10 protein-coding genes are annotated in these 12,603 nt (G+C 65.0%); 9 read left to right on the forward strand and 1 reads right to left on the reverse strand.

Features of this window, described 5'->3' with window-relative positions; genetic code table 11:
• The 3 genes from ACLL97_RS21330 to ACLL97_RS21340 all read left to right on the forward strand — a co-directional run.
• Positions 1 to 872: hypothetical protein (locus tag ACLL97_RS21330; RefSeq protein ID WP_411282503.1), on the forward strand; the 872-nt coding region annotated here is incomplete at its 5' end.
• 120 nt (positions 873 to 992) lie between these two features.
• Positions 993 to 1,145: a hypothetical protein gene (locus ACLL97_RS21335; RefSeq protein ID WP_411282504.1), complete on the forward strand. Its 153-nt coding sequence runs from the start codon at positions 993 to 995 to the stop codon at positions 1,143 to 1,145.
• 3 nt (positions 1,146 to 1,148) lie between these two features.
• On the forward strand, positions 1,149 to 1,319 hold the full coding sequence (locus ACLL97_RS21340; RefSeq protein ID WP_411282505.1) for a hypothetical protein: 171 nt from the start codon (positions 1,149 to 1,151) through the stop codon (positions 1,317 to 1,319).
• Between the two features lie 30 nt (positions 1,320 to 1,349).
• On the opposite strand, the gene ACLL97_RS21345 is transcribed toward ACLL97_RS21340, so the two are convergent.
• A complete protein-coding gene (locus tag ACLL97_RS21345) occupies positions 1,350 to 4,043 on the reverse strand; it encodes a protein kinase domain-containing protein (RefSeq protein ID WP_411282506.1) in 2,694 nt (897 codons plus the stop codon).
• A gap of 394 nt (positions 4,044 to 4,437) precedes the next feature.
• Between ACLL97_RS21345 and ACLL97_RS21350 the strand changes: the two genes are divergently transcribed.
• The 6 genes from ACLL97_RS21350 to ACLL97_RS21375 all read left to right on the forward strand — a co-directional run.
• Positions 4,438 to 6,087 carry an acyl-CoA synthetase gene (locus ACLL97_RS21350; RefSeq protein WP_411282507.1) on the forward strand — a complete coding sequence of 550 codons (1,650 nt, stop codon included), beginning with the start codon at positions 4,438 to 4,440 and terminating at the stop codon, positions 6,085 to 6,087.
• A 66-nt stretch (positions 6,088 to 6,153) separates the two neighbouring features.
• Positions 6,154 to 6,942 (forward strand): alpha/beta fold hydrolase, encoded by a 789-nt coding sequence (locus ACLL97_RS21355; protein WP_411282508.1) that lies wholly within the window; start codon positions 6,154 to 6,156, stop codon positions 6,940 to 6,942.
• An 84-nt stretch (positions 6,943 to 7,026) separates the two neighbouring features.
• A complete protein-coding gene (locus ACLL97_RS21360) occupies positions 7,027 to 9,984 on the forward strand; it encodes a serine/threonine-protein kinase (RefSeq protein WP_411282509.1) in 2,958 nt (985 codons plus the stop codon).
• A gap of 249 nt (positions 9,985 to 10,233) precedes the next feature.
• Positions 10,234 to 10,425, forward strand: coding sequence for a hypothetical protein (locus ACLL97_RS21365; protein ID WP_411282510.1), 192 nt, complete (start codon positions 10,234 to 10,236; stop codon positions 10,423 to 10,425).
• Between the two features lie 16 nt (positions 10,426 to 10,441).
• A complete protein-coding gene (locus tag ACLL97_RS21370; protein WP_411282511.1) occupies positions 10,442 to 11,242 on the forward strand; it encodes a hypothetical protein in 801 nt (266 codons plus the stop codon).
• An 838-nt stretch (positions 11,243 to 12,080) separates the two neighbouring features.
• The coding region (locus ACLL97_RS21375; protein WP_411282512.1) for a DUF3300 domain-containing protein at positions 12,081 to 12,603 on the forward strand (523 nt) is incomplete at its 3' end.

Here is a 12,603-nt window from a genome sequence, read left to right on the forward strand (position 1 = left end):
ACTGCGGACTCGCGGACTGCTACGGCATCCTCCGCGTGTACGGCTGGACGCGCCATGCGGACAACCATGCGCAGGCAGCCGAGGCCGTCGCCAAAGCGATGGCACTGGCACCGGACATGGCCGAGGCAAACTTCTCGAAGGGATTCTTCCAGCTCTACTTTGTACGAGATTGGCGAACGGCGGCGCCGCACTTCGCGCGGGCTCGCGAGCACGCGCCGCGCAACTCGCTCATCCAAATCTATTCGGCGCTCTTCTTTGCGATCGCGCGTGAGCACGCGGCGGTGCGGGGGCACGTTCAGCTTGCGTGCGAGGCCGATCCACTCTCGCCGTTCGTCCACGGGCTTTCGTCGTGCGCGTACTTCATGATGGGGAACCACGTGGAGGCCGAGCGCTTGGCGAGGCGCGCGCGCGAACTGCAGTCGGATCATATGCTCGGACTCTGGACACACGGACTGGTCTTGTCAGCACTCGAGCGGCACGAGGAGGCGATCGAGGTGCTCAGCAAGTCGATCGCGGTGTCGCGGGCGCCGTTCTATCTCGGCGCGTGCGCTTTTGCGCTCGCCCGAGCCGGTCGCGTTGACGGCGTGCGGTGCGTCCTCGGCGAACTCGATGAACGTGCGGCGCGCGGCGAGTACGTGCCCGCCTTCTCGCGGCTCCAGATTCACGTCGGGCTTGGTGACGTGATCGACGTGCGGTGCGAGCTCGCACTCGCGGTGGAGGAAGTGACGCCGCCGTTCAGCTTGTGGATGGGCACGGGGGTCTTTCTCGACGCATTCCGTCGAGATGCCGAAGTCGCGCGGCTGCTCGAGGCGTGGGATCGGGGCGTGAAGCCGGCGTTGGCTGGGTCTCTGCTGCTTGACGGAGTTGCCTAAGAAGCCGAGGCACGCCGTCTGCTCGATCAGTCGCTGGATCTGGATCCCACGCAGCCGCAAGCGCTGCGACAAGTCACCAGCCTGCTCTTCGCCCGCGGCGACTCCGCCCGATTCCTTGTCATGCACGCGCGCTTCGTGTCACGTTCCGGCATTGCCGGCGCATCGATGGCGGCGTTGCGCCGCGCGTGGCAGTCCGGCGGACCCGAGGCCGTGATCAGCGCGCAGATCGCTGCGTTCGACAGCCTCGACCTGCCGCATGAAGCAGCGAAGTAGCGCATGAAGGCGGGCGACTTGGACGGCCCGTTTCGCGATCTGGATCGCGCCTACAACGCGCATGCGATCTGGATGGTGGGGCTGTCGTTGAACTTCAAAACTCTTACCGTGAAGCGTGATCCACGATTCAAAGCACTACTGGCGACGATGAAAAGTGCCGAGGACAAACCGTGACGGGTCTTTTCAGCGACGCGCCGATGCACCCTATCGCATCACGCCCGGAATCGAGGCCAGATACACATCTCCACGATAGTCCTCGGCCATACAGACGCCGCGCCGCGCCGCCGTCGCGATAGAAATGCTCGATATCGCGCAGTGCGCCGGCAGAGTCATGACGCGCTGCGGTGCGCCACCCGCCGCGCCGTTCACCCGTAGCAGCGACGGCGCCCGTGCTCCTGATTCCCAGGCGCCGAAGTAGATAGAACCATCCCGTGACCACGAGAGTTGACTCGACTGCAACGCGGGAGGAATCGGCGTCAGCGAGCGAAAACGCCCGGAGGCAAGCGATACGGCACCGAGCACGAAGCCCGCCGGCGTCCTTACCGTAACGGCGAGTTCCTGCTCGTTTGGACTGAGTGTTCCTCCGCGGAGTAGTTGCAAAGAGTCGGGTATGGGCAGGCGTGTGATCGCGCTGCTCGTGCTGTCGGTCAAGACGATATCGTGACCCAAAACTCCGACCGTCACCACACCACCGCTAGCGCGAGGCAACCGCGCCTCTTGTCCCGACGGCTGGGGCGATCTCCGGAGGACACGGCGCTCACCGGTATGAAACTCGTATGCGAAAGTGGTGTCGCCTTCTGATTTCGTAAACGTCACGCGACGCCCATCTTGCGAGAGGCTCACGAGCTCATAGCCCGGGCCACTGCTGTTCGTGAGCGCCTCGTCGTCCTGCACGCTGTTCGGCGCTCCATTGAGTTCCAGGCGATAGAGGTTGTCGCCGGCGGTATTGCCACGAACGTAGTACAACGTTTGTCCATCGGGAGCGATCGCGGCATTGCCGTACCACGACGTCCCTGTGGTCACCGCGCGCGGCGCGGTATTCCCCGCGCCGACGTCGAATATCCACTGGTCCTGTCGTGCCTCGCCCGAGATGAACAAGAGCCTGCCGGTGCGTGCGGCAATGTCGAACTCGCCGCGATAGAGCGTGGGCACGCGTGGCATCACGGAAACGGGCAGCCGTGCCAGGCGACCGCTTCGATCGACGTCGATTCGCACGAACTCGTCGTCGCGGGCCGGCGCCGGCAAGAAGGCGAACAAGGCCGATCCGTCGGGTGCCCAATGAATCGTGCGCCGCATACGCAGCGGGAGTGAGTCCAACACGGTGCCGTCGCGCGCTATAAGCAGAATGAGCGACTCATCGATGAGTGCAATGCGGTCTCCGTTGGGAGACCACGCGATCCCGACAAAGTCGCGGGGCGGCACGGAGAAGCTGTCCGCCACAGCTCCCGTGGCGGCGACAACAATCTGCGCGTGCGTTGCATTCGCCGACGCGAGTGGCAACACGAGTATCGTATCACCGGTGGCGTGCACATCGAACGGCCCCGGCTCGGCCACGCGTCGCGTGGCCCCGCCGAGACGTGGAACCAGAAAGATCCCGCTGCGGAGCGAGTCCAGTGTAGCGTCGATAACCAGACTGGTCGCGCTGGCCAGCCATCGGACGGCGCGAATTGACGGCACCCGAGTCATGACCCGTACGGCGGTCGATGATCCCGTGTCCTGCACCATGAGTGACTGGACACAGGGCACCGAAGCGTCGGCCGAGCGTGCTATCCTGAACGCGTCGTATCCCTGTTGCTCGCAGTCGCTTTCGACATAGGCAATCACGTCACCGTTGGGCGTGATCGCCGGCAAGGCCCCCTTCCCGGTGAACGTCATCTGGGTGCGCGCGAAGCCCATGGCGTTGGTGCCGTTGCGCGTCGCCCCGCGCGGCCACAAGGCTGCGGCCATGATCGCCATGCCCACCGCGAGACCGGCCACGCCGACTTTCCACGGCGTAACACGATCCGAAGCTGGTATCGCGTTGGCGGTCGGAGCCCCTGCCAGTGTCGTCGCCGACACCGTCTCAGGTGACGCATCGCGCAATGCGGCGCCAAATGCGGCCGCGCTTTCCTGTCGATCGGCCGGCAGTTTTGCCAGTCCCGTGAGTACGGCGCGCTCGATCGCGAGGGGAATGGTTTTTCGCGTGAGCGTGAGGCGTTCCGGTTCGGCGCTCATCACCTTCGCGACCACGGCCTGCACGCTCGACCCGGTGAATGGCGGGTCGCCGGTCAGCATTTCGTACAGGATCGCCGCTAACGCATACACGTCGCTGCGGGCGTCGATCACGCGTTCGCCCATGGCCTGCTCGGGGCTCATGTACTGGGGCGTTCCCAGACTCAAGCCCGTTTGCGTGAGGCGTTGTCCACCGGCGCTCCGGACGGCCAGCGCGATGCCGAAGTCTGCCACCAACGCCGAGCCGTCCTGCAGCAGGATGTTTTCGGGTTTGATGTCGCGATGAATGATCCCTTGCTTGTGCGCGTGTTCGAGCGCACTGGCTACTTCACGCGCGATCTGCACGGCGGTGGCAATCGGCAATTGCCGTTCGCGTTCGATGCGCGCGCGCAACGTCTCGCCGGTCACGAGCGGCATGACGTAGTACAGCAGCGTGTCCGCCTCGCCGCTGTCCAACAGAGGCAGAATGTGCGGATGCTGCAGCCGCGCCGTGGTGCGGATCTCGCTCAGGAACCGCTCGCCGCCGAGCGCCGCCCCGAGGTCGGGATGCAGCACCTTGATGGCGACCTCGCGATCATGTCGGAGGTCGTGCGCGAGATACACCGTGGCCATGCCGCCGGCGCCGATCTCGCGCTCCACGCGATAGCGGTCGGCGAGCGCGCTGGTGAGCCGTTCGAGGATGTGCATCGGGTGATGTTACGTGTTGGGCCCAGAAGCGGGAAGGGCGGGGTTCGGCGCTCGCGGGTAGGCCTGGCACGCGCTTGCATCGGCTGTGCAGCGCGTCTCGACGACATCACCGCTCCGGCACCAGCGAGGCGCGACGCTGGCGCGTAGATTTCAACTAGAACACGCCGTCGTACGCGCGCGCAGCAATGCCCATTCGTGTGACGATGCGCTGCTCCCACACGACCTCAACGGGCGCAATTTCCCGATGCACGCCACACCGTTGTACGTCACGTTGCAAGACCGCAGCGCAGCATCTGCGTGGCGCCGGTGACCGGGCTGTCGCAGTACGTACGGAGCTCCTCTCGCGTCGCCAGTTGAAACGGCGCCTTCTCACCCCTGTCACCGATCCTCCAGGATGTCGATCTCCGCAGCCAGTTCATACGACACGGGACTCGAGAGGAATGCGGCGAACTACGCCGCCCTGACGCCGTTGACGTTGATCGACTGGGCCGCCACCGCGTGCCCCGAGCGCACCGCGGTCATTCATGGCGTTCGTCGCTTCCGTTGGCGTGAGACCTACGCGCGATGCCGCCGACTCGCCTCGGCGCTTGCCGCGCACGGGATCGGCCGCAACGACACCGTGGCGGTGCTGCTGCTGAATACGCCGGAGATGTACGAATGTCAGTTTGGCGTGCCCATGTGTGGCGCCGTCCTTAATTGCCTGAATGTGCGACTCGATGCGGCGACGCTTGCGTTCATGCTCGATCACGGTGAGGCGAAGGTGCTGATCACGGATCGTGAGTTTTCGGGGGTCATTGCCGATGCGCTGTCCCGCTGCACGGTGAGTCCGCTCGTGATCGACGTGATGGACACGGAGTATACCGGTGCTGGCGATCGGCTCGGCGACATCGAGTACGAAGCGTTTCTAGATAGTGGCGACCCGAACTACGCGTGGCGCGTACCACACGACGAATGGGATGCGATCGCCCTCAACTACACGAGCGGCACCACCGGTGACCCCAAGGGCGTGGTGTATCATCATCGCGGCGCGTATCTCAACGCGCTGGGAGAGATCGTGGCCTGGGGGATGCCGCGGTACGCGGTGTATCTCTGGACCGTGCCGATGTTTCACTGTAACGGCTGGTGCCTGACTTGGGCCGTGGCGGCGCTGGCCGGCACCAACGTCTGTTTGCGAAAGGTCGAGACGTCGGCCATTTTCGCGCTCATCAAGGCGCACGGCGTCACGCATTACGGCGGCGCACCGATCGTGCACAACACCATGCTGGCCGCGCCGGATGAACAGTGGCTGGGCGTGCCGCCTGGCCTTAAAGGGTACATCGCTGGTGCGGCGCCGCCGGCGTCGACGATTGAAGCGATGGAGCGCCGCGGCGTCGAGCTCACACACGTGTACGGTCTCACCGAGGTGTACGGACCCGCCACCATCTGCGTGAAGCAGCCTGAATGGGAATCGCTCGCTCAAAGCGAGCGCGCCATGCACAACGGACGCCAAGGCGTGCGCTTTCAGGTGGAAGAGGGAGTGGATGTGGTGGACCCCGACACGATGCTACCGGTCCCCCACGACGGCGAGACAATGGGCGAGATCGTCTTTCGCGGCAACATCACCATGAAGGGCTATCTCAAGAATCCTGCCGCCACGGCGGCCGCGTTTGACGGCGGATGGTTTCACTCGGGCGATCTCGCGGTCATTCACCCCGATGGGTACCTTAAGGTGAAGGATCGTGGCAAGGACATCATCATCTCCGGCGGCGAGAACATCAGCTCACTCGAGGTGGAGGACGCGCTGCATCGGCATCCTGCTGTGTTTGCCGCGGCGGTGGTCGCGCGTCCCGATGCCAAGTGGGGCGAGACACCGTGCGCGTACGTCGAGCTCAAGCCGGGGCTGGCTGTCACGGAGCGCGAGTTGATCGATCACTGCCGAGCCCATCTCGCGCACTTCAAGGCGCCGACGGCTGTCGTGTTCGGTCCACTGCCCAAAACGTCGACCGGCAAGATTCAGAAATACGTGCTGCGTGAGCGCGCCCATTCGGCGGACGCCATTGCGTGAGCGTTCTCGTATGAGCGTACTCGTATGAGCGTACTCGTATGAGCAAACTCGCATGAGGGTGCGGTTGTGAACGTGCGCGAGCAGGTCGGATTCCTGACCGCCGTGGGTCGCCAACTCGAGTATCGATGGATTGCGCCCACCGCACCGGACCGGCCCACCCTCGTGTTCCTGCATGAAGGGCTCGGTTCGATCGCGCAATGGAAAGCGTTCCCCGATACCGTCGCTGCGGCGACGGGCTGTGGCACCTTCATCTACTCGCGCTACGGCTTCGGTCAGTCGGATCCGTTGACCGAACCTCGAGACGTCGACTACCACTCGCACGAAGCGCTCGTGGCGCTGCCGGCGGTCCTCGCGGCGCGCGGCATCGTCGATCCGATTTTTATCGGACACAGCGACGGCGCGACGATTGCACTGCTCTATGCGTCGGACCCTCGGTGGACCACGCGCGCGGTTATCATCGAAGCGCCGCACGTGTTCGTGGAGGATACGGGACTGATGGGGATCGTGCGGGCGCGCGACGCCTATCGCGAGGGCGACCTTCGACGGAAGCTCGGCAAGTACCACCGCGATGTCGATACGATGTTCAACGGATGGGCCGAGACGTGGTTGCGCCCGGCGTTTCGGGCGTGGAACATCGAGGCGCGATTGCCGGGGGTGCGCTGTCCCGTCCTGCTCATCCAAGGCCTCGATGATCCCTACGGGACCATGGCACAGGTGGACGCCATTTCACGCCAGGTAACGGGGCCGGTGGAACTGATGCTCATCCCTGAGTGCGCGCATGCGCCACACGTGGAGTGTGAGCGCGAGGTGCGCGAGGCGATGGTCGGGTTCATTGCCGTGCACGGAGTAGCCTAGCGGTCAGCGGCGTGGCCGCACATGGTGAGCATTCCCTCGCTGGAGCCGACATCGTAACTTCCACCGACTCTTCCCACGGACCCAGTGGCAGCCGACTTCCGCGCGCAATTGCAGGCCAATCTCCAAGCCACCTTCTCCCTCGAGCGCGAATTGGGCGGGGGCGGTATGTCGCGCGTGTTTCTCGCCACCGAGAACGCGTTGGACCGGCGGGTCGTCATCAAGACGGTCCCGGGCGACATGCTGTCGGCGGCAGCCGCTGAACGGTTTCGTCGGGAAATTCTGACGGCGGCGCGGCTGTCGCATCCCAATATCGTGCCCGTGCTGGCCGCCGGTGATGCGGGAGGTGTGCCGTGGTTCTCGATGCCGTGGGTGGAGGGTGCCTCGTTGCGCGAGCAACTGCAGCGCGGCCCGATGCCGTTAGGTGCGGCGGTGGCGGTGCTGCGCGACGTGGCGCGCGCGCTCGCCGATGCACACGCGCATGGGATCGCGCACCGGGACATCAAACCGGAAAACATTCTGCTCGCGCGCGGCGCGGCCGTGGTGACCGATTTTGGTGTGGCTAAGGCATTGTCGGAGGCCACGCAGAACGGCGATCTGGCCGATGGACTGACTGGTGTAGGCATGGCCATCGGCACGCCGGCCTACATGGCACCCGAGCAGATCGCGGCCGATCCAAGGCTGGATCATCGCGCCGATCTGTACGCCTGGGGATTGGTGGCGTACGAGACGCTCTCGGGCCAGCGCGCGTTTGAGGGCATAAGTGGATCGGCGCTGATCGCGGCACAGATCGGGACGATGCCGCCGTCGCTCAGTAGCGTTGCACCAAGTGTGCCGGCCGCGCTGTCGACCGTCGTCATGCAGTGTCTCGCCAAGAACCCGGCCGACCGACCACCACGCGCGGATGACGTGGTCGCGGTGATGGAGTCGCTTAGCGGGTCGCAAGTCGCGGCGAACGGCATGCTGGACGCGACGCCAACTGCACGCGCGGGGAGCAACGCGAGAGGCCGCCTGTTCGGCGGCATCGCCGCGGCGGTCGTGGTCGTGGCCATCGCGGCCTTCATGTGGCGCGGCAGCAGTGCAGGCGCGGTCGTTGATCAACGCGCCATCGCCATCGCGCCGTTTCGCGTGGGCGGTGCCGCTCCCTCGGTGAAGTACGTACGCGAGGGATTGGCCGACCTCATGGTGCCGCAGATCCAGAGCGTACCCGGCACGCGCGTGTTGGGCGTCCGCCTCGTACTCGATCGCTGGCGGCGCGCGGCGGGTTCCGCCGATACCGATCTCGACGACGCCGGCGCCCTGCGGGTCGCGAAAGACGCCGGTGCTGGGCAGCTGATCATCGGCGACGCGGTCGGCAGTGCCGAGCGTCTCACGATTACCGCGCGATTGCTCGATGTGGCAAACGGGAACCAGATTGCCAGATCACAGGTCACCGGTCCGGCCGACAGTCTCGTGTCGTCGGCCGCACGACTGACGACCGAACTGCTGGCGCTGCGCGATGGCGCCACACGCGATCGCGTCCGCACCGTGTTGACCATGCGTCCGGAAGCGTTGACCGCGTACCTCACCGGCGAAGGTGAGTATCGGCGCGGCCGCTATGCCGCGGCCGCCAAGGCCTTTGCCGACGCCTATGCCACCGATACCACATTCGCGCTCGCGGCACTTCGCGTGTCCAGCAGCAACGGATGGACTTCCACAAATCCAATTCCTGGGGACTGGATCGATCGTGCGTGGCGCCATCGCGACCGATTGACGGGCGCGGACTCCCTGCTGTTGAGCGCAACCACCGGATCGACCTATCCGGTGCCCATGGCCCGACATGATCGCTTTCGCGAGCTGGGTGAGTTGGCCACGCGAGCGAACAGTGCCGAGATCTGGTTTCAGTACGGTGACCAGTTGGTGCACTACGGGGGCGCTGCGGCCGAGCCCAACGTGGTGGAGCGCTCCCTGAAAGCCTTTCAACAGGCCGAAGCGATTGATTCGAGTTTCGCGCCAGCACTGGAACATCAGTGGGCGGTGTACCAAGCGCTAAAGGACTCGGCGGCGGCAATGGCTGCGCTGCAGCGGCAAGCGCGGGTCGATTCGACTGGCGACTTCTACCGCGTCACCGCGCTCTTGGCGGCCGCGAGCACGGGTCGCCCGGTGCCGGAGGCCATGCTCGATGCGTTTCCGCATAGTCAGCTCTCCGCGATGGCGATCTGGGTCAGCGGCGCCGATGCGGAGTTTCTTTTCTTCCCAGATATTGCGCTCGCCGACTCTCTCTCCGCGCGCGCGCGCCGAGCCGGCGCCGTGGTGCCGTCTTTCGAACGCCAGCTGGCATGGAGTGCCGGGCGCCCGTCGCGCGCCGCTAAGCTGCGAGAAGAACGGAGCACGCCCGAATCGATGAGCGACGAGGTGCTGGCCGGATTGATGTGGGAAGGAGACGCCGCGATCGCGCAGCGAAGCGCCACCGGGCTTGCCGAGTGGTTGCGTGCGCATCCGAGTGACTCGCTCACGCCTGATCGAGCGAGTGCGCTGTATTATGGAGGGCTCTGGGCCTTCAATCGTGGCGATACGGCGACTGTCATGCGCGCCCGTCAATCATTGGCCGCACTCAAGCCCCCCACGGTCATGCCGTGGTTGCGAAATCTGAGTAGCGCCTACGAGCAAATGCTCGGCGCGTATCTCGCGGTTGCACGGAAGAGCAGCGATACGCGCGCGCGACTGGCACAACTCGACTCGATCGTCATCGACGCGCCAGGGATCGCAGGCACAGTACGGACGACGTTGAGCTCGCAGTTGGCCGACCTGTGGGAGCGCATCGACGATCCTTCACGCGCCTTGGCCGCTGGTCGTCGTTTCGAACGGGCGATGGACTGGGGGCGATTGTCCTCTACCCGCGTTCGCCGCGAGGCGCGTTTACTGGAACGTCTCGGACGTCCACACGAAGCCATCGACGCGTGGCGCATGTACGTCGCGTTGCGCGCCAATGCGGAACCATCGCTGCAGCCTGATCTGGCGCAGGCCAAAGCCAACCTCGCGAGGCTTGAAGCGAAGGTGCGGTAAGCGCGGTGCAGGTTGGGTTACGGAGGCCGACGCCATCGATGTTAGCCTCGGCGTATGCCGCGCTGCTGCACGCGGCGGAGTGGCCACTGTGACCGGTCCGGCGCCAACGGCTAAAATGTTGTGTGAGTTGCACTTAAGATCATAAGCGCTTATTATTGAAGTATGCCGCGTGCCATGTCCACTGCTGAAGCAGGCCGCCTTGGCGGTCGGCGAAGTCGACGCCATCTGAGCGCCGAAAGTGCCCGTGCCATGGTGAGCGTTCGTGAGGCGCGCAAGGCATACCGCGCGCACTATCTCACCTGTTTCTGGTGGGCGCGAGCCGACCTTGTTGTTCGAACGCAAGATGTCGCGTGGGTGGCCGACGGCCTGCGTAAACACGGTGGGCGTGACGCTTGGCGCGCGGCGGCGCGGCTCGAGCAGTTGCGGTCGCTGTCGGCCTAAGCACCGCCAACGCGCCATGCCGCTTACTCCGTTTCAGGCATCCGTCCTCTCCCTGCTGGCGCCCACTCGCTCCGACGTGTCGTATTTGGCGGGCGCCGCCGCGCTTCACATGGGTCCGACCGGTGAGCGCTTCAGCAACGATCTCGATTTTTTTCACAACGCGGCCGACGCGGCGAATCAGACGTTTGCGGCCGACGCGCTCGTGTTGCGCGCGGCCGGCTATGAGGTCACGGTTCTGGCCGAGTATCGCGGGTTTGTAAGCGCCGCCACGCGCCGTGACGGCGACGCCACGGTCCTCGATTGGGCGCATGAATCGGCGTGGCGCTTTCTCCCGCTCGTGGCCATGACTGGTGGCGGTGTGATGCTTCACCCCATCGACCTCGCGATCAACAAGCTGGTGGCGCTCGCCAACCGCCGTGAGCCACGGGATCTGGTCGATGCCATTTTCGCGGACACGCACATCCTTGCATTTCCAGCGTTGGTGTGGGCCGTGGTCGACAAGAATCCCGGGCTCAATCCTTCGTCGTACCTCGAGCAGTTCCGCCGTCGCACCATCACGCCCGAGGACGCGGCGTATCTCCGCTTCACCGGCGTCTACCGCGTCGAAGAGGCCGCGCAACATTTTCGCCGCATGGTCGAGAGCACGGATGTCTTCATCGCGGCGAACACGCACCGTGAGCCCGGGGCGCTGCTTCAGGATCGCCGCACTGGATCCTTTTTCGTGCCAGAATCCGATAGCGACTGGGCGCATACCCGTGAGCATCGCGGCGCGTTGGGCGGTGTGATCGCGCAACCGGCCGACATGCCCGTAGGTTAGGCGAGCCGTCTCTCCTCCGAATTCGCTCGCGCCGCAATAAATTGCTTTCGATTCGCCGTACTGCCTCTGCATCACTGATCCGGCACACGATATCGTGTCGCCGGTAATGGCGGGGGCGCGATGGGCGTGTGGCGTGTGGCGTGTGGCGATCAAAGAAGCGTCTGGCACCGACGTCAGCATGAACGCGCGTCGGTCGAACGTGGTATTTCGATTCGGCACGAACGCTACGACTCAACTGATCCGCTCGGATCAACCTCGGCGACGACGGTCGACTCCGTCCGTGCCCGAGCTGAAGCACACGCGGCGCGATCGCAGAAAATGACGTGGCGGCGTTCCCTTGGTGGCTGATCACGTCCGGCTCATCGTCGGTTGCTTCCCTGTTGCGAGGCGATCGCAGCGCGGCCGGATTGCCATGAGCTTCGCACGGACCACCGCCCATGTCAGTCCGGTATGGCGGGGCCTATTGCCTTTGAATCGCATCTGAAGGGTGGTCAGCAGCGCTTTCCGTTCGTTCGCGTTCGTTCGCGTTCATCGCGTATACCGGGAGAACGGGCGGCGCTGATCGCCGCCGTGCCAGCATCGACGGCCAGTGTGGTACCGTCGGCGACTACGCTACACGCTGGTCGGCACCCCCGCTGGATGTCCGTGCGGGCATCCCGTCTGTCCACTATCGGCGAGTCACGTGTCCTCAATAGCGGATGATGCGGGGTGTCACAACGCCCGCCAGAAACGTCAAGTTGTTGTGACGCAACGCACTGCGCGCCATTGCAAAAGGGGTATGGATTATGCGGCAGCGCCCTAGTGAGATCGTCTCGAGTGTCCCCTGCCGGAGCGGCGCATGTCCCGTGCTTCGATTGTCCCGTTGGCGCGATTGTTGGCGTGTGTGTTGGCCCGCACGCCCGTGTTCGCGCTCTCTACCGCCGCTCCATTGGTCCCGCTCGCGGCGCAGGTGGTCATATCGCCGCGCACCGCCGCTGTGCGCACCGCCGCTGTGCGCGCCGACGAGGATGTCACGCGGTACTCCGAGAACGAGCTCGACAATCTGGTCGGTCCGATCGCGCTGTACCCTGATGCGCTGTTGGCGCAGGTGCTGGTGGCGGCCACGTTCCCCGATCAGGTGGACGACGCGGCGCGCTGGGTGCGTGCGTACGGCACGGGTGGAATCGACGAGCAGTCATGGGACGTGAGCGTCAAATCCGTGGCGCATTATCCGTCGGCATTGAACATGATGGCCGATAAGGGCGACTGGACTGCGACGTTGGGCCGCGCCTACGCCTATCAGTCGAGCGACGTGATGGCGGCCGTCCAGCGCATGCGTCGCCTCGCTGACACGCAGGGGAATTTGGTGTCCACGCCGCAAC

Origin of the sequence: Gemmatimonas sp. (assembly GCF_046594945.1) — a bacterium.
GTDB lineage: Bacteria > Gemmatimonadota > Gemmatimonadetes > Gemmatimonadales > Gemmatimonadaceae > Gemmatimonas.